This window comes from Citrobacter sp. HN-141 (assembly GCF_033341895.1).
GTDB lineage: Bacteria > Pseudomonadota > Gammaproteobacteria > Enterobacterales > Enterobacteriaceae > Citrobacter.
Map to the genome: position 1 here is coordinate 175634 of NZ_JAWPBF010000003.1, position 19678 is coordinate 195311.

The following is a 19678-nucleotide window of genomic DNA, read 5'->3' on the forward strand; positions in this document are numbered from 1 at the left end:
TCACGGCCAACGTTTGATGATGATAGAAGTATTGATGCCGCCAAACGCAAAGTTATTGCTCTGCAAAAACTCGCAATCAATCTTGCGGGCTTCACCCATAATGTAATCCAGCGCGCCACAATTGGCATCTGGCTGACTCAAATTCAGCGTAGGCGCAAACCAGCCTTCACGCATCATTTGCAGACTCATCCAGGCCTCCAGCGCGCCACAAGCGCCAAGGGTATGCCCAAAATAGCTTTTAAGCGAGGATAGCGGCACATTATCACCATAAATTGCGGCAGTCGCCTGACTTTCTGCAATATCACCACGATCGGTTGCGGTACCGTGCGCTGAAATATAGCCGATATCCCGGGCGCTAATACCGGCCATGCTCAGCGATTTTTCCATGCAAATCTGCATTGTTTCACGCTGTGGCTGGGTGATATGGGCAGCATCGCAGTTAGTGGCAAAGCCGACGATTTCACCGTAAATCGTTGCTCCGCGTGCTTTAGCGTGTTCCAACTCTTCCAGCACCAGCGTACCTGCGCCTTCCCCGATGACCAGGCCATCGCGTTTTTCATCGAATGGGGAGGGGGTAGTTTTCGGTTCGTCGTTGCGCTGGCTGGTGGCGAACAGCGTATCAAATACGGCGGCTTCGGAAGGGCACAGTTCTTCTGCACCGCCAGCAACCATCACCGTTTGATAGCCGTGACGGATGGCTTCCCATGCGTAACCAATGGCCTGGCTACCGGAGGTGCAGGCGCTGGATGTCGGGATGACTCGCCCACGCAGGCCGAAAAACAACCCGGTGTTAACAGCCGTGGTGTGCGGCATCATTTGCACGTAGGTCGTGCCGGTGATGTTATTGGTGTGCTTCTCGGTCAGCATGGTCGCGAACTCACTCACCGGCCCGGTGCTGCCTGTGGAGGAACCGTATGCTATTCCGGTTTCACCGTTGGTCAGTACCCGATCGCCAATCAGTCCGGCCTGTTCTAACGCCAGTTCTGAGGCGCGAGTGGACATCAGCGATACGCGACCCATGGCGCGAATGCGCTTGCGGGTATAGTGTTCCGGCAGCGTGAAGTTGTCGATTGGCGCGCCCAACAGCGTGTGCAGCCCGTCATAAACCTGCCACTCCGGCATTTTGCGTACCGCATTTTCATAGGCCAACAGCCTGGCGGAGACATCCTGCCAGTTTTCCCCAAAGGCGGTGACGCCGCCCATGCCTGTAATCACGACACGACGTGTCATAACATCCCTCCATTGATGGAAATCACCTGGCGAGTGACATAGCCCGCCACATCCGACATTAAATAGCTGGCAAGCCCGGCCACTTCTTCAGCCTGACCTATTCGTTTCATGGGAATCATCGACATTGCCTCTTTCAAGGCGGCTTCTTCCATCTCGATCATCCCGGTATCAATCAGTCCCGGTGCAATGCAGTTTACGGTAATTTTGCGTTTTGCCAGTTCGATGGCCAGCGCTTTGGTGGCGCCAATAATACCGGCTTTTGCTGCACTGTAATTAACCTGACCGCGGTTGCCCATCACGCCGGATACTGAAGACAATGTGATGATACGACCACCCTGGCGTGCGCTAATCATTGGCATCATGCACGGATGAATGACGTTGTAAAAGCTGTCGAGGTTGGTGTGGATCACCGCATCCCAGTCGTTATCGCTGAGCGCAGGGAAGGCGGCATCACGCGTCACACCAGCGTTGCTGACAATGCCGTACCATGCGCCGTTAACCTCAATATCGTGCTCCAGTACTTCACGGCACTGCTCGCGATTGGCAACGTCAAACGTCAACAGACGCCCTGCGCCGCCCGCGGCGAGGATAGCTTCTAGCGTGTCTTGTGCACCTTGCGCATCGCGATGGTAGTGCACGCCGACCACAAAGCCGTCTGCCGCCAGTTGTCTGGCGATGGCGCGACCGATACCTTTGCTGGCACCCGTAACTAAAACTGAACGACTCATGTGGACGCTCCTTGTTGAAATAGCGTGTTAATTTCTTCTGCTGTCGGCTGGAAGGTGTTGACGCGACCGGTTGCCAGCGTCTTGTTGTCTGCCTGAATGACGCATTCAAAGCTACCGAATCGTGCATCCTGCATCAGCAATTTGACATGGATGCTCAGCTTTTTCCCGGCAGGCAGAACACCCGCAGCACAGACTAACTCACGTGCGCCCAGCACCATGCCTAACGCAATACTCGCCTGACCGTGTTGCTGGCGGTGCCAGCCAGACCAGACGCCAATGGTCTGTGCCATTAATTCCAGTGCGAACCAGCCGGGCAGATTGCCATCGGGGTCGAGGAACGGGGCCAGTACGCTGTTTGCCGATACCGTCACGTGGCAGGTGGCGGTTTCGTCCGCCACACTGACGACCTCTTCAAGGAGCAGCATCGGCGCATCATGCGGTAAATAATCGCCCGGTGATAAATAGTGGCTCATGAGATTCTCCCGAGCAGGATGCTGGCATTATTACCGCCGAAGGCGAACGAGTTAGATAAGATTACCGGACGAGTCAGCGGCTGCGGCTGTTCAATGATGCCGCAGGGTGGCAATGTTTCATCGCGCGGTGACTGGCTAAAATCCTGCGGAGGCAGCGGCAGTTCGCGTTGCAGAATCAGCATACCGATCGCGGCTTCGGTGATCCCCGCAGCGCCCAGCGTGTGCCCGGTCAGGTGTTTGGTCGAACTGCATGGAACCGTGTCGCCAAATAGTGTGCTCACCACGTTGGACTCAATCTGATCGTTTAGCGGAGTGGCCGTTCCGTGCAGATTGATATAGCCCACGTGTTCCGGTGTCATTCCTGCGTCGTTAAGCGCCTGGCCTATGGCGCGAATGGCGCCTTCTCCCTGCGGGTGGGGAGCCGAAATATGGTAGGCATCGCTGGATTCACCGACGCCCAGGAGCGCAATGGGCTGTGGCTCGCGGGTTAATACCATCAAGGCGGCGCCTTCACCGATGGTGATCCCATTGCGGTCGCGGCCAAACGGTTGACATCGCGTTGGGGAGAGCGATTCCAGGCTGTGGAAACCGTTGATAGGCATCCGACTTAGCGTATCGGCACCGCCGACAATGGCAATATCCACCAAACCAGATTCGATTAAGCGACGCCCGCTCATGATAGCCCGCGCACTGGACGAGCAGGCGGTTGAGAGCGTAAAGGCCGGGCCATCCAGCGCCAACCAGTGGCTAAGAAAACGCGACGGATCGCCCAGTTCCTGCTGCGGGTAGCGCCAGTCGGTGCTCTCTTTGTCATTGAGCATCAGATCAACGTGAACGTCACCTTCATCCAGACCGGAGGTGCTGGTGCCGAGAACGACAGCAATACGATCGCGGCCAAAGCGGGCGATAGCGTCGTCCACCTGCGGCTGGATTTGCGCCAGTGCGGCCAGCAGTAGCTGGTTATTGCGCGAACGATGAGCGCTAAATTGCTGAGGGATCGCGGGCAGCTCACCGTCAACGCCTGCTAATACGGCGGGTGGGTGTCCCTGCAGCCAGTTCGCGCGCGGACGCATTCCCGGCGCTATGCCACGTGTGAGATTGGCTGCGATTTCATCGGTGTTATTACCCAACGCGTTAATCATGCCAACGGCAGAAATGTAGATCATCTCAGTCACCCAGGTATTGAATGGTGATGTGGTATTTAAAAACGTGCTGCTCAATGCTGATCGGTTCGCGTTTTCCTTTTCGATTCAGATACGTGATTTCCGTGACCAGTTTGCCGCGGGCGTTGCGCAGCTCGCGCTTGTCGCCGATATCGGTGAGCGTCCAGCCCTCAGGCAGCTGCGGCTGCCAGGCGCTAATCGGCCAGTGGCTGAGCATCACGTCGGCGAGCACCTGGCTGGCTGGCGGCAGCTGCGGCACCACGATTGATTGTTCGGCATGCAGCCCTTTTTCATCGTAAGTGACGAGGAACAGGCGGATACCGACAGAAGAGAGGCCTGCCAGGGTGAGTTTTTTATCATCGGCGTTAAGCATCACCAGCAGCGACTGGGTTTTACCGTTAAAACTGCCGGTGAGGAGCTGCTGGGAATTGACCGCCGGAGAGATCCCCGGCGCGGGTAGCGTCACGCGTGCGCCCGGCTCCAGCCACGCCTGTGGTCGGCCTTCTTGTTCGGGCTGTGAGTGGCTGCATCCGGCCAGCATCAGCGTGGCGACCAGCGCAGCGGTGCGCCAGAATATCTGTTTAATCATCTTCTTTTTTTCTCTTTTTTCCCTGGCATCGCCAGCGGTGACAGCAGGAAGGCGGTGAAAATGCCGCTTACCAGCACAATGCCAAAACTGCTGATTGCCTGGGTGGCGCTAAAGACCAGCATGCCGAGCGTCAGGAGCGTGGTCATCATCGCCAGCGTGATAGCCAGTAGCGACGTCAGCGGCGTGCCGCGTGGATTACTGAAAAACAGCGTGTAGTTAATGCCAATTCCCAGTACCAACACCAATGCCAGCAGTGAGAACAAGTTGAGCGCATGACCACTCAGGGCCAGTACCGCCAGACCACAACCTAAAGACAACACGGAGGGGACCAGGCTAATTAAGCCCTTACGCCAGCCAAGTCGAATCACGGCGCCACAGGCAATTACCGCCAGCGCAACGCACAGCAAGCCGGTCAGAATATGGCGATAAAGGGCAAACAGATTGTCAAAGCTGCTCTTACGATCCACCCACGCCACGCCGGAATATTTCGTGCTGAGTGTGTTTAAAGCATCACTGTGTTTCACGCCTTCAACGGGAACCAGCACGCTGCTTTCGCCGTCCGCCAGCGACAGCCACAGCAAGCGCCAGCCTTCACTGGCCGGGCTGGAAAGCCAGGCATCGACGGTGACCGGCATAGCGCTAAGATCGGGTTTCACCGTTGCCAGTCCGGCGCTGTTTAAGGCCTTTGTGACGGCGGGTGCGGCATCTTTTAACAGGGTGAGATCCTGCTGCTGCCGGGTGAGCGAATTTAACGGAATGGTGCGATATCCGCTGAGTAATCCGTCTTTTTTTGCCTCTTCCAGCGCGGGAGTAAAGGCTTCCAGTCGCTCCAGCGTTTGCTGAGCGGATTTGCCGTACACGACAAACCACTTCTGGTCGACGCTTTGCCCGGTCAGGGCGGTAATCGCTTTTTCCTGAGCGAGAATGCCCTGCGGCAGCGCCTGTAACTGGGAGATATCATCGTCTACGCGTAGCGTCGCCATACCTGCCAACGTGAACAATGCCAGCGCCACCGGCAGGCCAACGGATAATGTCTTATTCCGCCGCCAGGCGGCAAGCCAGCGTAGCATGAGTACCATTGCCGGAACCGGGCGCACCGGCAAGCGACGACACAACCATGGGTGCCAGAAAATGACCGTCAGGCACGAGGCACTCAGACCCACCGCCGCGAATACCGCCATCTGGCGAATACCGGGGAAGGGGGCCAGCATCATAATCAGATAAGCCGCCACGGTAGTGAGCAGTGCCAGCAGCAGGGCATTGCGTACTTTGGCAAGGCTTTGCCATGGCGATGTTTCTGCACCGTGCACCATCCGCTCGGTCAAATAGTAGAGCGTATAGTCGGCGGAAATACCGATAATGCTCATGCTCATCACCAGCGTCATCAGATGGAGCTCGCCAAAAACCAGCAGCGTGACGACGGTTCCCGCCAGTGCGCCAATACCAATTGAAATCAGGCACAGCAGCAGCGGACGTAGCGAACGAAACACGGCCACGATGAGCAGGATCACCCCGATCACGGTCGCTATACCGAGGGTCGAGATATCCTGTTTCGCTTGCTGGCTGGCGTAATCGCTGTAGAACAGCGTCCCGCGAGACAGCAGTTGTGCCTGCGGATAGTGGGTTTTGAACTCACCTTCCAGCGTATTCAGCGTGGTGACCAATTGGTGCGTCTGTTGCATATCAAACGATGAGCCGGTCAACTCACCATGTAACAGATACCAGTAGTTGCCTTGCTCGTCCTGCGTGACCAGCCAGCCGTCCATCAGGCGTAAACGCTGCCCATTTTTAGCCATGGCCAACTGCGAGCCGCGCATCAGCATGAGAGGGTCGTTTTGTAGCTCTTTGCCGCTGACGCCGGAGAACGCCGAGTAAAGCTGGGACAGAATCCACTGGGCCTGCGCTTCGCCGCCGTTTTGCAGACGGGCGCGGGTGTCGTTATCTATCAGGCCGTTACGATGTTGCCAGAAGAAAGCCCCCCAGGCCTGCTGGCTGTTGGCATCCATCGGGCCTTTCACCTGGGCCAGCGCGTGCGATTTTTGCAGTAGCGCCAGCCAGTCGCGCGCCGCCGCCGGGTCCGGTTGTTTACCGGGGCTCACCAGCCAGACCAATTGCCGGTCAAGGCGCTGCATAAACCCCTCGTTCAGACTCGGCGGGATGGCCCCCAGCGTCTGTTTTGGCAACATGGCCAGCACGCTGCTGTTAAGCCGGGCCTGAGGTAGCAGCGTCAGCAGGACGCCAAGCAGAATCAGGCAGGCGGCTCCCCATAGTAGCGCGGGGCGTTTACTGGGCGGCAAAGCGTTGGCGTTCGTCATCGGTCAGTTGCGCTGGCGTGAGTTGGTGTTGGGAAAGCGCGATATCGGTACGATCGCCCTGCTTATCATTGAGCTGAATGCTCTCCAGGTAGGTCTTGCCGGCTAAATCAATCGTCGCAAAAATCTTATCCAGCGGGGTGGTGATTGGCGTCAGGCGTAGCGTCCAGCGACCGTCCCCTAAATCTGCAAACTCCACGCGGAAGTTTTGTTCCAGTACCTTACGATCCGCCTGGAATAGCGCCCGTAGCAGATGGTTAAACTGGAACATTTGCGGGTTATTCTCCGCGGTGATGGTCTGCGGAGGTTGACCGTTAATCGCCTGAACCATCCGTTTGTCATCCAGTAGCAACTGCATCGGGAACGGCGCGGTTTGGTCCCATAACAGCCCCTGGTCGCGGGCGATCAACATGTTGCCCTGAGATCGCAGCGGCTGCGGCAGATCCTTTATCGTCCGGGTTTGATCGAAGTGGGCGCGAACCACCGGTTGTTCGGTAAAACGCTGTTGCAGGGCGTCAAGCGTCAGAGCACTGACGAAAGGGCTGACGAGCAGCAGAAGCAATGGCCATAATTTCATGGTGTCACTCCCATCCGTTCAAACAGAATATCGGGGCTGACAAAGCACAGTTCACGGCTTTTTTCGTCGACGGCGACCTGGATGGTGTAGCCTGTTGTGGCGCGTTTCCCTGTTTCAGCATCAAAAATTTCGTAGCCGATACGCAGGCGATTTTCGAACTCTTTAATTTGGGCGCGTACACGGATACGCTGCTCGAAAGTCAGGGCATTGCGATACTTCACGCGAGTGTCGACCACGGGCCACAGATAGCCAGATTCTTTCATCTGCCGATAACCGTAATCGAATTGGTTCAGCAGTGCCTCACGGGCAATCTCGAAATAGCGGAAGTAGTTGCCATGCCACGCTACACCCATCATATCGACGTCGTGAAACGGAATGGTCAGCTCGACTTCAGCCGTAAAGCGGGGATCGTTAAGCACCCTTTACTCCTTGTCTTTGGTGTCCGGCAGTTGCCAGAAATCGAAAAAGTTAAACCAGTCGAGTGGCGACTGAAGTGCATAGTGCTCAAGGCGTTCGGCGTAGCGATCGACGGTATGTTGTAATGCCTGTTGTCGGGTGGCGCGTGGCAAGAGCAGCGGGTCAGCAAACGGTTCGCAGTGGATATGTAGCTTCTCTTGCTGGCGCAGGGCGAAAATCAGATCCACCGGGCAGCGTAAAATAGACGCAAGAATGAACGGGCCCTGTGGGAATGGCGCAACGTGTCCCATAAAGCGGCTCCAGCAGACACGCCATTCGCCGCCACGTTGGGTCGTGACGGCGATGCGATCGCCGACGATGGCTATCCATTCGCCACGATCCAGTTTCTCTTTGAGCAGAATGGCGGTATCCGGGCCGATATCGTTCACCGGAAGCAGTTTTAACCCAGCCTGCGGGGCCATTTCTTCCATAATTTGTTTAAAGCGTTGGGCGTTATCGCTAAATACCAGCGCATTGATTGTTTTACTGCCCTGCAGCTGGGCCAGTGCCCGACAGGCTTCGACATCGCCCAGATGCGAAGCCAGCAGCAGTTTTCCTCGCGGGTCGCTGACATTTAGCGTCTCTTCAGCGCCTGGTGCAAAAACAACATCGCGGCCGATGTGCAGCTCACCGCGCCAGCTGGCAATCTTATCCAGCATCGCGCCGCCAAAACGCAGGAAATGCTGATAACTGGTCAGGTTTGACGGTACTGGCATCCGGCGTGCGATCAGTTGCGCCCGTACGCGGCTAATCCAGCTCTGAGAGGCTTTTCGGGCAGTTGATGCGGTGAGCCAGTAAACGCCGACTACCGGATACAGTAGCAGGGAGAAGGCTTTGCGACCGAGTAAACGCCAGACCAGCAGCATCAGACGCATTCCCCACAGCCCTTTGACTTCCTGCTGCTGCGCCCAGTGTGTTGATGAACGACGAAAAAGCAGGGAGGGGATGCGCGGCAACATGCCAAAAAACAGGCGAGTGTGCATTAATGAAATGCGCAGATTGTCTTTGAGCGCGTCGAAATGGGATAGCCCGTCCTGCGGATAGGTAACTCGCGTTGGGATAAAATAGCTGGTGTTGCCTTGCCAGTAGAGGCGCACCATCACTTCGGTATCAAAATCCATCCGTTTGCCGAGCGTCACGCGCTGTGCCAGTTGCAGTGTAGGTGCCACCGGATACACCCGGAAGCCGCACATACTGTCTTTTAGCTGCAACGAGAGCGTTTCTATCCACACCCAGATGTGGGTTACCCAGCGTCCGTACAGGCGCGAGCGAGGAACAGAATCATCGTAAATCGGTTGCCCGGAAATGAGCGCTGTCGGATGTTCTTTTGCTAATGCAAGCAGCCTGGGAATATCTTCAATGGCATGCTGCCCGTCGGCATCGACCTGCACGGCATGACTGAACCCGGCATCTGCCGCCGCCTGTATTCCGCTAATCACCGCCGCGCCTTTGCCTGCGTTGACCGGCAGGCGAATTAACGTCAGATTGCGGTATTCTGCCGCCAGGCGTGCCAGTTCGTCTTGTGTGGTCTTGTCGCTGCCATCGTCCACCACAATGCAGGGGAGATTGAACGGCTGAAGACGATCCAATACGCCCGACATCATCGCGCCGTGGTTATAGCAGGGGATCAACACGCACGGGGAAAACGTCAGCGGCATAACCGAATCTTCCCGCTGCTGGCGGTATGGCGCGCTTCATCGTCGTGGCGCTGGTAACTAAAAGAGAGCATCTGACGTTCTTCCTGCCAGCTCAGGCTCAGGGTGACGGTGGTTTCAGGCAATAGCGGTGACTGGAACTTCACGTTCTGAATACTGTGAAAACGCCAGCCAGGGACCAGCAACGTGGTGGCGTAATGCATCGCCCAATCCAGCTGTGCAACGCCTGGCAGCAGTGGCTGCACGGCAAAATGTCCGCTGAACCAAAACAGCGAAGGGTCGAGATGTAAAACAATCTCAGCCTGTTGAGGCTGTGCCTGATGGCGCTCGATTTCATGGGGTTTCATGAAATAACTCCTGTAATTGCGCATAGACACGCTTGTTCATGCTGTTGACCGGAATCTCATCAATCACCCGCCAGTAGCGGGGAACGGCGACCGGCTCCAGCCAGGGCAACAGCGAACGTCGCCAGGTCAGTTCTTGCGGTTTTCCTCCGCACGCGAGCCAGCGTTGATGGGCTTTGTCATCCAGTACCAGCAGGACGCCAACGCCCTGGCGCCCCCCGCGTGAGACCGGCAATGCCGCGACGTCACGGATACCGTCCAGCGCCAGCAAGCGTTGCTCCACTTCGCTGAGTGAAATGCGTTTCTCTTCAATTTTGACAACTCGCCCGCGCCTGCCCATCAGGCGAAACTGACCGTTTTCAGTAAATTGCAGAATATCATCCAGCAACAGGCCATCATCAGCGGCAATTAGCGGTGAAAATACGCGAAACGCGTCGTTTTCTGGCTGGAATCTGACGCCGGGAAAAGGCAGCCATGCCACATCATCTTGATGGCGATAACGCCACGCAAGGACTCCGGTTTCAGTGCTGCCGTAGATCTCATCGGGCCAGACATTCAGCCAGTCAGCAGCCTGCGCGACGTCCTGCCAGGGCAGCATACCGCCCGCAGACAGAATCAGTTCGACCGGCGGCGGCGCCAGGTGATGATCGAGGCGTTTCAGAAACGCCGGACTGCTGATAAACGCATACCGATGATCAGAGCTCAACGCCGCCAGTTGTTCGGCATACCACAGCATTGCCGCGTGCAGCGGCAGACCTAAGGCCATCGGCAAAAAGATACGGAACGTCAGGCCATACAGATGTTGCGGTACCACTGACGCGACCACCCGGCAACCTGCCAGACGATCGGCAAAGCGTGTAGCGAGCAATGCCGCTTCGCTATCCAGACGCGCGATCGGTTTGATCACGCGTTTCGGCTGGCCGGTCGAACCGGAAGTGAACAGCTCCACAAAGGCGTCGCTGCGTATTGCCGGAAAGGTGATGTCGTGGGTCACGGATGTCATGGCAGAACTGACCACCCGCAGCGTTCCCTGCCACTCCAGCGCTTTATCGCTCAGTACGCCGTCAAACAGCCTGTGCTGCTCGTTTAACAACGAAACGCGACAATGCCCAGGGATCACCGGCGTTTTGCCAGCATGTAGCGTGGCCAGCAGCGCGACGATAAATAAATAGCTGTTCTCGAAGCACAATGCCCAGCGTTCACCTTCCTGCCGCTGCAGGTACGTTATCAACTGGGCCACATCGTGGCGCAGATGACCCAGCGTCCAGGTATGCTCTTCCTGCCACGCAACAGGAACGTCGTTCGGGCGTGGGTCACAGAGCCATTGAGCAAGTGTGAGGGGCTGCTTCATTGGGTATCTCGTTTTATCACCAGTTGGCGAACTAACCACTCGCCGACCATCAATGTTCCCATCAGCAGATAGGAAACCATACCGTTCCAGGTCGTCCACAGAGTCATATCGCCATTCAGTGCGGTAAAGAGCGCAACGCTGCCGTTGATGATGAAAAAGGCGCACCAGATTTGCGTCACACGGCGAGTGTAGCGTACTCCTGCCTCGGGCAGATTTGGGTCGCGCAGCCGCGCCAGGCGTTCAACAATGGGCATTGCGGACCACAGAGAGCCACCAAATACCGACAGCATGACGCCGTTTACCACTATCGGGTAAAACAGCAGCAACTGATGCGTCTTGAGCAGATAACTGGCAATGCACAAGGTGATACCCGCGACCGCCACGACCTGTGTCACGACGCGCAACGGCCCCGCCTGTCGCCGGGTCTGGCGAAAGCGTAAAAAAAGGAGTAGCGCCATCAACGGTAGCAACCAGTGCAGACTGTTATGCGCAAGGCCAAACCAGATCAAAAACGGCCAGGCCAACAACAGTAGGCCTGTTAGCAGTTGTACGACTGGCAGCGAGCGAGTGCCCGACACGGTGAATTACGCTTCTTTGAGAAGGCGTTCTACCGCGTCGACGACATCTTGTACGGTGCGTACTGCTTTGAACTCTTCCGGCTTGATTTTCTTACCGGTTTTCTTTTGCAGATGCACGATCATGTCGACGGCGTCGATGCTGTCGAGCTCCAGATCTTCGTACAGGCGCGCCTCAGGCTTAATGTCCTGCGGGTCGACTTCAAACAGCTTGACCAGCAGTGAGGAGACTTCTTCGTAAATGGCTTTTTGTTCGGTCATAACGGACTATCCTCAGGCACGTTGCGCGTGAATGAACGATGCCAGCGTGGCGACGGAGAAGAAGTGCTGACGCATTTCTTCGCTCTCTGCTGAGAGGACCACGCCATACTCGTTTTTCACCGCCAGCCCCAGCTCCAGGGCGTCGATTGAGTCCAGACCTAATCCATCGCCAAAGAGTGCCGCTTCGGTATCAATATCGTCAGCTGTCAGTTCGTCGAGATTCAATGTCGTTATAATGAGATTTTTGATTTCAAGATAAAGCGCTTGCATCATTAATTCCTGAAAGAGGTAAAGTACCTGGTTGTAATTGAAGCAAAAGATGCCGGTTTAACTGCCTTGCGGCCAGCGCCGGTTCTTGTGAATTTGCGTCGTAAAATTGGTCGATCTTAACCCGTTCGTGTACTGAAATGGTGAACATGGGCTTTATCGATGGAACGTCGTACCATTTGCTTTCTTTATCCAGCATCTGTTCGCTGCAGTTAATGGTGACGATGCGTAAATCGCTGCTGCAGCGTACGGCGATATTCGCCGCACCACGCTGTAACGTCATTTCCTCTCCGGGGCGTGTACGGGTTCCCTCGGGGAAAATTAAAATGGTATCGCCTTGTTCCAGACGTTGCTGGCACGCGGGTAACAGCGCATCAGCCTGACTGTTAATCAGATAATCTGCTGCCCGGACCACACCGCCGAGAAACGGGTTTTTTAGTAATGCGCTTTTCACCAGACAGTCGGTTTCTGGCATGACCGAGGCCAGTAGCACGTAGTCGATGAGCGTCGGATGATTGGCGACGACCAGGCACCCTTGTTCGTTGCGTAAAACGTCTCGACCTGCAATCTGGTAATCCAGCACGCCAAGGCGCTTCGCCACCGTTAAAAAGAGGCGAAAACTGGCGGCAATGCTGCGCCTGGCGATACGCCGACGTCGGGCTTTATCCCATACTGCGATGAGCAATACGTTAAACCAGACGGTAGAAAGGAGCAGTCCGCCGAGGCCAAACAGGGCAAAGCAAAAACCGGTCATCACCAGTCGCCATACCCAATTAAGCCGCAGGAAAATCGTGTTCATCCCTGACTCCACTGCCACTGTACGCGCTCGCCTGGCAGGGTAAACGCCGCGGTATCTTGCAAATAATGTTGTAAAAACAACAGGCTTTGTGGCAATGGCGTCTCACCTTGCGCGCGGTGTGGACGGGTTTCGCATTGCCAGCGATCACCGGACTCAATAACCAGTGCGACGGCAAACGGCCATGTCGGCATATCAGGCGGTAACTGTGGATGATAAAACTCGGGCAGAAAACCGTCAAAATCGACCATCAATACGCGCTGATATCCCGCCTGCAACAGCCCGATGACTTCGCACAGCCCCTGCTGGAACGTATCCCTGCCTGCAGAAAGCGAGGAGGAGACAATCGGTTTTTTCGCGGCGATGGTCAGGTTTCCCACCGCAGAATTATGCACAGAGAGGGCAAAATCGGTTGGTGAGAGAGCCTGCTCAGTCGCCAGGGCGTGCAGGATCCTGTAGTTACGCTCCAGTTCACCATGGCGGCTGGTGTACAACACGGCATCGATATTATGACGGCGTAGCATCGCCAGCCCGCAATCAACGGCCAGTTTGCTACCGGAGCTGAGGCGGCGAGCCGTCATCATCGGTAACTCGCTGAGTTTAGCCAATGGCGCGGTGGGATCGATGGCGTGCGAAAACCGTGACCATTCATGCCACTGTTCTGTTTCGCTTAATCCTGGCGCCTTGGCCTGCCAGTCGATAATGTTGAAAGCAAATTTCATCAACGCGTATCCGCGGTAAATCGGTTGTTCCGATTGTTTCTTATTTTTTCTTCTGACATATCAATAAAGTATGCCCAACACCTAAGTTGTCGTGGCGTTCATCTACCTGAAAACCTGCCTGATTCAGATAGTGATAAAACTTCTCTACGCTGTAGAATCGGCTGTTGCCATTCGCCATACAGGTAAAATAAAGCGAAGATGCATTCAGGCTAAATGAGGCCGCTTCAAATTTTTGGGCATCCCAAAACAGTTCCATAATGCACAGCTTCGCGCCCGGTTTCATCACCCGAGCAATGTTGCTCAGTATGGCGATAATTTGTTCCGGGGAAAAACAGTCCAGAAATTGGCTCATCCACCAGATATCTGCCTCTGCGGGTAAAGGCGAGTCGCTAAGCATATCCACAGCATGGAAATTTATGCGATGGGATAATCCCGCATTTTCGATATTTTCGCGGGCAAGTGCAATTTGTTGCGGCAAATCTAATAGAGTGACTGCAATATTGTCATCATGTTGACAACAACGTAATGCCCATTTCCCGGTATTTCCGCCGACATCGTACAGGGTTGCAGGGGCGCTGGCGAATACATATGGCAATGCGGCATCAAATGCGCCATCTGAATAGTAATGATCGAAAGCGAACCAACTTTCACGCGCAGCCAGGGGTAATTGCGACAGTGCCGGATAGATTGTTGGCCAGTCGCCAAAAATTTTTAATCCCGCGGGTTTCCCTTCTTTCAGCGCATTCTCCAGATAGAACAGTCCCTGATAACAAACATCCTGGGTGAAATCCATATTCACACGCGTCATTGTGTCATGTAAAAGGAAGTGGCCGACTTTTGCGAGGTAATAATATCCTTCTTTGTGGGTAATGATTCGCCCACTTAACCCCATATCCAACAGGATGCTGGCGGCATATTCGTTGATGGTGCTGTTCTCGGTAATTTCGTCGAGCGTGGCGCCGCGTTTACCTTGCTTGTCCAGCCAGGTGAGTACTCCCGCATTTCGCAGACACAACGCGGTTTGAAAAAGCATAGGGGCAAAGGCAATACGTTGTGCTTCAGTAATGGCATCCAGTGCGCTAAGCGAATCCTGTTCGTACATGTGGGGACAACCTGTTAAATGGCAGAGAGTAAGAGTATCGGGCCTTTTCGGCCCGACTTTAGGCGTAATTACAGATTGGCACCGGCTGACAGATTGAGCTGGATGTCTTTATCCAGATTGCGTACCCAGCGGTTGTAGTTTTTATGGATTTTTCCACCAGAAGCCTGCAGGTTAAGGCTGCTGTCGTATTTAATGTCATAGCTGGTGGCGGTATAAGTGATACGGACTTCAGCCACATGGTCGCGGGTTTGTTGGCGTGCTTTAATGACACCAGGACCGGCTTCAGACATGACCCATTGGCGTTGAATGCCCGCTTTCAGAATCGCGGTTTTAACCTGATCCTGAGTGTGTCCCGCGCTTACGCTGGTGTGAACTTGATCGATCGGCGCAGTACGCGCACATCCCGCCAGCGCACCGACAACGGCAATGGCCGCAAACCACTTAATATACTGTTTCATTAAAACTCCCTATCAAAGTACTGTTTATACGTGTTTAATAATAAGCTTCGAAATAATGATCACCCTGCAGCACCTGTGATTTTATTTAAGCTAAATCAGCATTTTATTTCACGTGTCCGATAGCAAGGCGATGAGGTTGCCGGATGGTAATATTCGGTGACTTTCTTCAACGGAAATTTTTCAGCATCATCATTGGCGAGAAGTATAGATTTTTAGATAAAACGTATCAAATAAAATAACCTTTAAATATAGGCAGATAGTTTGAGTTAAATGCTGTGGGGGGATTCATTATTTTTATGCGTTTTGGCAAAGAAACCACCACCTTGACTTATGTATTTTCTTTATTAAAAAATGAAATCCTTTTCACTCTTTATTTAAGATAAATTGCGATATATACCTGTATGGATATCAGTTTAACGGGCATATAAAAAGATAAAAACTACCTCGGTTGGTAGTTTTTCAGGGTAGCCGACTTTTGGGTCTGCCGGGACCAAGCAAAATGGCCAGTTTGCTGCCACCGGTGGTGGTTTCCATCCAGATTTTACACACGCTGGTTAATGGGACGGAGAGCAACATGCCCACGGGACCGAGCAGCCATCCCCATACCAACAGGGACAGGAAAACGATCAGCGTCGACAATCCCAGGCGATGCCCCATCATACGTGGCTCAAGGATATTGCCAATCACCATATGCACCACCAGAAACAGCGCGCCGACCAACACGCACTCGTAAAGGCCATTGAACAGCAACGCCTGAATCATAGGCGGCACGGCGGAAATAACCGAGCCTATATTGGGCACATAATTGAGCAGGAAGGCCAGCACGCCCCACATCAGAGCGAACTGAATGCCCATTAGCGCCAACCCCAGCCAGACGATGGCGCCAGTCCATAAGCTGAGCAACGTTTTCAGTGCCAGATAGTGGGATACGCCCTTTAATGCCCGATGCAGCCCCGCAATATGGATCTGCGGATTGTTCAGCGCAAAGCGCATTTTATAGGGGACGTGGCGTACCTCAAACAGCATAAAGACCACCGTCATCACCAGCAGAACGACGCTGGCCATCGCACCGGAAAGGCTGGTCATCAGCGTGGTTGTGAAGGTCATGAGCTTGTCGGAATCGATACGTTGCAGGATGCGCTCTGGCGACATATGCAAATTCAGAAAGGGCACCATCTCTTGCAGATACAGGACTTTGCGCGTCAGCTCCTTATTGTACTTGGGCAGCATGGCCATGAATTCTGTGATCGACGACGCCAGGACACCAACCAGCGCGGTAAGGACGATGAGCATCACCACGACCACCAGCGTAATGGCAACCGGGCGACGGATCCCCCGACGAATAAACCAGGTTACCAGGGGATTCAACACAATGGCGAAAAACAGGGCCAGCAGTAGCTGTACAAGAATATCGGCTGCGGCGTGTATACCCGCGAGGATCACCACCAGCGCGGCCAGTTTAAGCAAAATGTGCAAACCTGTTTTATCAGGCTGGATGGTTGTCATGTCTTCTTCCTGTGTGCATTTTTGCATTAAGTGTAGCGGCTGGCTTGCGACCTATATTCCTAATCTGACAGCTGATTTCTGTCCGGCAACATGGTAGAAATGAAACACTGTTGTGAATATGTGGTGACCCCCCATGCCCGAACCCGTCGCTGAACCGACGCTGAGCGGTTTACGCCTCAATCTGCGCATTGTCTCCGTGGTGATGTTTAACTTCGCCAGCTATCTGACCATCGGCCTGCCGCTCGCGGTATTGCCGGGTTATGTCCATGATGTTATGGGGTTTAGTGCCTTCTGGGCCGGGCTGGTTATCAGTCTGCAATACTTCGCGACGTTGTTGAGCCGCCCTCATGCCGGTCGCTATGCCGATTTGCTGGGGCCGAAAAAAATTGTGGTATTTGGGCTGTGCGGCTGTTTTTTAAGTGGTCTGGGCTATTTGCTGGCAGGGAGCGCTCATGGCTGGCCGCTGGCCAGTTTATTACTGCTGTGCCTCGGGCGCGTGATTCTGGGTATCGGGCAAAGCTTTGCCGGGACCGGCTCTACATTATGGGGCGTTGGGGTGGTTGGCTCAATGCACATTGGACGGGTGATTTCATGGAACGGGATTGTCACCTACGGGGCGATGGCGATAGGTGCACCGCTGGGTGTGCTGTGCTACGCCTGGGGTGGCTTACAGGGGCTGGCGCTGACCGTGATGACCGTGGCGTTGTTGGCAATATTGCTGGCGCTGCCGCGTCCGGCAGTGAAGGCCAGCAAGGGCAAACCGATGCCGTTTCGCGCGGTGCTTGGGCGCGTCTGGCCGTACGGCATGGCACTGGCGTTGGCCTCTGCCGGCTTTGGGGTGATCGCCACGTTTATTACCCTGTTTTACGACGCAAAAGGCTGGGACGGCGCGGCATTCGCGCTGACGCTATTTAGCTGCACGTTTGTTGGTACTCGTCTGCTATTCCCAAATGGCATCAACCGGTTAGGCGGGCTGAATGTCGCGATGATCTGCTTTAGCGTCGAAATTGTTGGGCTGTTGCTGGTCGGGATGGCTTCCATGCCGTGGATGGCGAAAATCGGCGTGCTACTGGCCGGCGCAGGGTTCTCGTTAGTCTTCCCGGCGCTGGGTGTGGTAGCGGTAAAAGCGGTCCTGCAGCAGAATCAGGGCGCGGCACTGGCGACCTATACGGTATTTATGGATTTGTCGCTGGGCGTCACCGGGCCTTTGGCGGGGCTGGTGATGACATGGGCGGGGGTACCGGTTATCTATCTGGCGGCCGCAGGGCTGGTGGCGGTGGCGTTATTGCTGACATGGCGGCTAAAAAAACGGCCTCAGGTGGTGTCACCGGAGGCCGCATCATCGTCTTAACGATTACTGGATAACCAGCGTGTTAATGATGTTTTCTGCGGTCGTTTGCGCTTTCTGTTGATCGTCAGCAGGCAGCGTGATTTGCAGAGTCAGCAGTTGGTTGTCCACTTTACCCAGCACCACGGAGGAGTAGGCAGTCTGGCCTTTCGCTGAAATGATGCTGTCTAACTGCTGCAGCGTGTGGCCTTTCAGCTCAATTGACTTGTTAGTGACCACCTGCAGCTGCGGGTCACGGCTACGCTGCTGGTCTTCCAGACGTTTTGCCAGTACAGGCAGTGCTTCACTGGTATCGTCACCGACAATCACAATCACCGCTTTCTGGCCGGTTGCGTCAGAATAAACGTGCATGTTGTTGGCCTGAGTGCCCAGCTTGCCGCTCTGATCGGTCATGTCTGCCGGCAGGGAAAAACTGAGTTTGCCGTCGAGCAGGTTAACCGGTTGTCCGGCGGCGCTGCTTTGTGCGGCAGCACCCTCTGCTGGCGCTTTTGTATCGCTATTATCACAGGCCGCAAGCCCCATAACCAGCAGGCCAATACCGACATATTTAACCAGATTGCGCATTGACTTCTTCCTTTCGATAAACGGCCATAACGGCTCATTCGTCCATCTTATCACAACTCGGAAAATGAACCTTTAACTCGTCTGCAATGCAGAGATTTCAGATTTATCTGCCAGCCTTTTCAGCAACATATTCAGCAACACGCCATACATCGGCAGGAAGAAAATAATGCTGATCAGCACTTTGAAGCAGTAATCGACAAGCGCGATTTCCATCCAGTGCTCGGCCATAAAGGCATCCGGGCTGCGCCAGAAGGCGATAAAGAAGAACGCCAGCGTATCGCTGATGTTGCCAAACAGCGTTGAGGCCGTAGGCGCGAGCCACCAGCGACGGTTCTGACGCAGGCGGTTAAAGACGTGCACATCCAGAATTTGTCCCAGCGCGTAAGCCATAAAACTGGCAGCGGCGATACGGGCGACAAACAGGTTAAAGTGCAGCAGCGCATCAAAACCTTGCCAGGAGCCCATATAGAACAGTGAAGACACGCCATATGAGATCAGCAACGCAGGAACCATCACGGCAAAGATGATGCGTCTTGCCAGCGGTGCGCCAAAGATACGCACGGTCAGATCGGTCGCGAGGAAAATAAACGGAAAGCTAAACGCGCCCCAGGTGGTATGAAAACCAAAAATGGAGATCGGAAGCTGCACCAGATAGTTGCTGGAGGTGATCACCAGCAGATGAAATAGCGATAGCCAGAACAACGCTTTTACGCGCTGATTTTGTGTAAACGGAGTCATATTGTGACCTTTTTGTTGGATGGGGTGAGGGAACCCAATAAAAAACCGTCGCATGATACTGCTTTAAAAACACATTGCAATGGTTGTTTTTCACGCAATCGTTAACCTGATTGGCTTACGCCACAACAGAGCGTAAAATAACGCCGTTTTTGTATGAATGAGACTACGATGAGCGATCTGTTTACTTCTCCCGACCATACTCTTGATGCGCAGGGGCTGCGCTGTCCGGAACCCGTCATGATGGTGCGTAAAACCGTGCGTGGCATGCAGGCCGGTGAGACGCTGCTGATTGTTGCAGACGATCCGGCGACAACCCGCGATATTCCCGGCTTCTGTACTTTTATGGAACATGAGCTGGTGGCAAAAGAGACCGACTCGCTGCCGTACCGCTATCTGCTGCGCAAAGGCCAGTAATCTTGTCATGCCGGATGGCGCTCACGCTGTGTAACCTGTAGGCCGGATA

Annotated in this window: 23 protein-coding genes; 2 read left to right on the forward strand and 21 right to left on the reverse strand. The window is 54.6% G+C overall.

What is annotated here, in order from left to right; all coding sequences use genetic code 11:
- The 19 genes from RYZ59_RS05420 to RYZ59_RS05510 all read right to left on the reverse strand — a co-directional run bounded on the left by RYZ59_RS05420 (nt 1) and on the right by RYZ59_RS05510 (nt 16565).
- Nucleotides 1-1230, reverse strand: a complete 1230-nt coding sequence (locus RYZ59_RS05420) for a beta-ketoacyl-ACP synthase (protein WP_048213607.1) — start codon at nt 1228-1230, stop codon at nt 1-3.
- On the reverse strand, nt 1227-1958 hold the full coding sequence (locus RYZ59_RS05425; RefSeq protein WP_202037508.1) for a 3-ketoacyl-ACP reductase FabG2: 732 nt from the start codon (nt 1956-1958) through the stop codon (nt 1227-1229). Before RYZ59_RS05425 ends, RYZ59_RS05420 begins: the two co-directional genes overlap by 4 nt.
- A complete protein-coding gene (locus tag RYZ59_RS05430; protein ID WP_318045428.1) occupies nt 1955-2431 on the reverse strand; it encodes a 3-hydroxy-fatty acyl-ACP dehydratase in 477 nt (158 codons plus the stop codon). Before RYZ59_RS05430 ends, RYZ59_RS05425 begins: the two co-directional genes overlap by 4 nt.
- Nucleotides 2428-3597 carry a beta-ketoacyl-[acyl-carrier-protein] synthase family protein gene (locus tag RYZ59_RS05435; RefSeq protein ID WP_318045426.1) on the reverse strand — a complete coding sequence of 390 codons (1170 nt, stop codon included), beginning with the start codon at nt 3595-3597 and terminating at the stop codon, nt 2428-2430. The genes RYZ59_RS05430 and RYZ59_RS05435 overlap by 4 nt, the downstream gene beginning before the upstream one ends.
- A 1-nt stretch (nt 3598) precedes the next feature.
- Nucleotides 3599-4183: a DUF3261 domain-containing protein gene (locus tag RYZ59_RS05440; RefSeq protein WP_318045424.1), complete on the reverse strand. Its 585-nt coding sequence runs from the start codon at nt 4181-4183 to the stop codon at nt 3599-3601.
- Nucleotides 4180-6498, reverse strand: a complete 2319-nt coding sequence (locus RYZ59_RS05445) for an MMPL family transporter (protein WP_318045422.1) — start codon at nt 6496-6498, stop codon at nt 4180-4182. Before RYZ59_RS05445 ends, RYZ59_RS05440 begins: the two co-directional genes overlap by 4 nt.
- On the reverse strand, nt 6467-7072 hold the full coding sequence (locus RYZ59_RS05450) for an outer membrane lipoprotein carrier protein LolA (RefSeq protein ID WP_318045420.1): 606 nt from the start codon (nt 7070-7072) through the stop codon (nt 6467-6469). The genes RYZ59_RS05445 and RYZ59_RS05450 overlap by 32 nt, the downstream gene beginning before the upstream one ends.
- On the reverse strand, nt 7069-7491 hold the full coding sequence (locus RYZ59_RS05455) for an acyl-CoA thioesterase (RefSeq protein WP_045448568.1): 423 nt from the start codon (nt 7489-7491) through the stop codon (nt 7069-7071). Before RYZ59_RS05455 ends, RYZ59_RS05450 begins: the two co-directional genes overlap by 4 nt.
- Nucleotides 7492-7494: 3 nt before the next feature.
- Nucleotides 7495-9186, reverse strand: a complete 1692-nt coding sequence (locus tag RYZ59_RS05460) for a glycosyltransferase family 2 protein (RefSeq protein ID WP_318045416.1) — start codon at nt 9184-9186, stop codon at nt 7495-7497.
- Nucleotides 9177-9530, reverse strand: coding sequence for a hydroxymyristoyl-ACP dehydratase (locus tag RYZ59_RS05465; RefSeq protein WP_318045414.1), 354 nt, complete (start codon nt 9528-9530; stop codon nt 9177-9179). Before RYZ59_RS05465 ends, RYZ59_RS05460 begins: the two co-directional genes overlap by 10 nt.
- A complete protein-coding gene (locus RYZ59_RS05470; RefSeq protein WP_318045412.1) occupies nt 9517-10878 on the reverse strand; it encodes an AMP-binding protein in 1362 nt (453 codons plus the stop codon). The genes RYZ59_RS05465 and RYZ59_RS05470 overlap by 14 nt, the downstream gene beginning before the upstream one ends.
- Nucleotides 10875-11456: a hypothetical protein gene (locus RYZ59_RS05475; RefSeq protein WP_318045411.1), complete on the reverse strand. Its 582-nt coding sequence runs from the start codon at nt 11454-11456 to the stop codon at nt 10875-10877. Before RYZ59_RS05475 ends, RYZ59_RS05470 begins: the two co-directional genes overlap by 4 nt.
- A gap of 6 nt (nt 11457-11462) precedes the next feature.
- Nucleotides 11463-11714, reverse strand: a complete 252-nt coding sequence (locus tag RYZ59_RS05480; protein WP_005121566.1) for an acyl carrier protein — start codon at nt 11712-11714, stop codon at nt 11463-11465.
- Nucleotides 11715-11726: 12 nt separating this feature from the next.
- A complete protein-coding gene (locus RYZ59_RS05485) occupies nt 11727-11984 on the reverse strand; it encodes a phosphopantetheine-binding protein (RefSeq protein ID WP_048213596.1) in 258 nt (85 codons plus the stop codon).
- On the reverse strand, nt 11965-12780 hold the full coding sequence (locus RYZ59_RS05490; RefSeq protein ID WP_318045408.1) for a lysophospholipid acyltransferase family protein: 816 nt from the start codon (nt 12778-12780) through the stop codon (nt 11965-11967). Before RYZ59_RS05490 ends, RYZ59_RS05485 begins: the two co-directional genes overlap by 20 nt.
- The gene (locus RYZ59_RS05495; RefSeq protein WP_318045406.1) at nt 12777-13499 is read right to left on the reverse strand and encodes a beta-ketoacyl synthase chain length factor; all 723 of its coding nucleotides are present in this window, start codon (nt 13497-13499) and stop codon (nt 12777-12779) included. Before RYZ59_RS05495 ends, RYZ59_RS05490 begins: the two co-directional genes overlap by 4 nt.
- Nucleotides 13500-13539: 40 nt before the next feature.
- Entirely contained in the window at nt 13540-14601 is a 1062-nt protein-coding gene (locus RYZ59_RS05500; RefSeq protein ID WP_137381983.1) for a class I SAM-dependent methyltransferase, read from the reverse strand.
- A 68-nt stretch (nt 14602-14669) separates the two neighbouring features.
- Nucleotides 14670-15047, reverse strand: a complete 378-nt coding sequence (locus tag RYZ59_RS05505) for a hypothetical protein (RefSeq protein ID WP_122973906.1) — start codon at nt 15045-15047, stop codon at nt 14670-14672.
- Between the two features lie 471 nt (nt 15048-15518).
- The gene (locus tag RYZ59_RS05510; RefSeq protein WP_202037518.1) at nt 15519-16565 is read right to left on the reverse strand and encodes an AI-2E family transporter; all 1047 of its coding nucleotides are present in this window, start codon (nt 16563-16565) and stop codon (nt 15519-15521) included.
- 133 nt (nt 16566-16698) lie between these two features.
- On the opposite strand from RYZ59_RS05510, the gene RYZ59_RS05515 reads away from it, so the two are divergent.
- The gene (locus tag RYZ59_RS05515; RefSeq protein ID WP_318045402.1) at nt 16699-17916 is read left to right on the forward strand and encodes an MFS transporter; all 1218 of its coding nucleotides are present in this window, start codon (nt 16699-16701) and stop codon (nt 17914-17916) included.
- Nucleotides 17917-17919: 3 nt separating this feature from the next.
- On the opposite strand, the gene RYZ59_RS05520 is transcribed toward RYZ59_RS05515, so the two are convergent.
- Nucleotides 17920-18477, reverse strand: coding sequence for a DcrB family lipoprotein (locus tag RYZ59_RS05520; RefSeq protein WP_005121574.1), 558 nt, complete (start codon nt 18475-18477; stop codon nt 17920-17922).
- A gap of 72 nt (nt 18478-18549) precedes the next feature.
- Nucleotides 18550-19215 (reverse strand): 7-cyano-7-deazaguanine/7-aminomethyl-7-deazaguanine transporter, encoded by a 666-nt coding sequence (locus RYZ59_RS05525; protein ID WP_005121575.1) that lies wholly within the window; start codon nt 19213-19215, stop codon nt 18550-18552.
- Nucleotides 19216-19383: 168 nt separating this feature from the next.
- Between RYZ59_RS05525 and tusA the strand changes: the two genes are divergently transcribed.
- Nucleotides 19384-19629, forward strand: a complete 246-nt coding sequence (gene tusA, locus RYZ59_RS05530) for a sulfurtransferase TusA (protein WP_005121576.1) — start codon at nt 19384-19386, stop codon at nt 19627-19629.
- Nucleotides 19630-19678: the final 49 nt, after the last annotated feature.

Excerpts from the sequence above, each read along its gene's own strand:
- RYZ59_RS05510 (WP_202037518.1), bottom strand. The coding sequence starts at position 16,565 with ATGACAACCATCCAGCCTGATAAAACAGGTTTGCACATTTTGCTTAAA.
- RYZ59_RS05480 (WP_005121566.1), bottom strand. The coding sequence starts at position 11,714 with ATGACCGAACAAAAAGCCATTTACGAAGAAGTCTCCTCACTGCTGGTC.
- RYZ59_RS05445 (WP_318045422.1), bottom strand. The coding sequence starts at position 6,498 with ATGACGAACGCCAACGCTTTGCCGCCCAGTAAACGCCCCGCGCTACTA.
- RYZ59_RS05450 (WP_318045420.1), bottom strand. The coding sequence starts at position 7,072 with ATGAAATTATGGCCATTGCTTCTGCTGCTCGTCAGCCCTTTCGTCAGT.
- RYZ59_RS05430 (WP_318045428.1), bottom strand. The coding sequence starts at position 2,431 with ATGAGCCACTATTTATCACCGGGCGATTATTTACCGCATGATGCGCCG.
- RYZ59_RS05515 (WP_318045402.1), top strand. The coding sequence starts at position 16,699 with ATGCCCGAACCCGTCGCTGAACCGACGCTGAGCGGTTTACGCCTCAAT.
- RYZ59_RS05525 (WP_005121575.1), bottom strand. The coding sequence starts at position 19,215 with ATGACTCCGTTTACACAAAATCAGCGCGTAAAAGCGTTGTTCTGGCTA.
- RYZ59_RS05520 (WP_005121574.1), bottom strand. The coding sequence starts at position 18,477 with ATGCGCAATCTGGTTAAATATGTCGGTATTGGCCTGCTGGTTATGGGG.
- RYZ59_RS05490 (WP_318045408.1), bottom strand. The coding sequence starts at position 12,780 with ATGAACACGATTTTCCTGCGGCTTAATTGGGTATGGCGACTGGTGATG.
- RYZ59_RS05435 (WP_318045426.1), bottom strand. The coding sequence starts at position 3,597 with ATGATCTACATTTCTGCCGTTGGCATGATTAACGCGTTGGGTAATAAC.
- RYZ59_RS05495 (WP_318045406.1), bottom strand. The coding sequence starts at position 13,499 with ATGAAATTTGCTTTCAACATTATCGACTGGCAGGCCAAGGCGCCAGGA.
- RYZ59_RS05425 (WP_202037508.1), bottom strand. The coding sequence starts at position 1,958 with ATGAGTCGTTCAGTTTTAGTTACGGGTGCCAGCAAAGGTATCGGTCGC.
- RYZ59_RS05470 (WP_318045412.1), bottom strand. The coding sequence starts at position 10,878 with ATGAAGCAGCCCCTCACACTTGCTCAATGGCTCTGTGACCCACGCCCG.
- RYZ59_RS05460 (WP_318045416.1), bottom strand. The coding sequence starts at position 9,186 with ATGCCGCTGACGTTTTCCCCGTGCGTGTTGATCCCCTGCTATAACCAC.
- tusA (WP_005121576.1), top strand. The coding sequence starts at position 19,384 with ATGAGCGATCTGTTTACTTCTCCCGACCATACTCTTGATGCGCAGGGG.
- RYZ59_RS05500 (WP_137381983.1), bottom strand. The coding sequence starts at position 14,601 with ATGTACGAACAGGATTCGCTTAGCGCACTGGATGCCATTACTGAAGCA.
- RYZ59_RS05420 (WP_048213607.1), bottom strand. The coding sequence starts at position 1,230 with ATGACACGTCGTGTCGTGATTACAGGCATGGGCGGCGTCACCGCCTTT.
- RYZ59_RS05485 (WP_048213596.1), bottom strand. The coding sequence starts at position 11,984 with ATGCAAGCGCTTTATCTTGAAATCAAAAATCTCATTATAACGACATTG.
- RYZ59_RS05465 (WP_318045414.1), bottom strand. The coding sequence starts at position 9,530 with ATGAAACCCCATGAAATCGAGCGCCATCAGGCACAGCCTCAACAGGCT.
- RYZ59_RS05440 (WP_318045424.1), bottom strand. The coding sequence starts at position 4,183 with ATGATTAAACAGATATTCTGGCGCACCGCTGCGCTGGTCGCCACGCTG.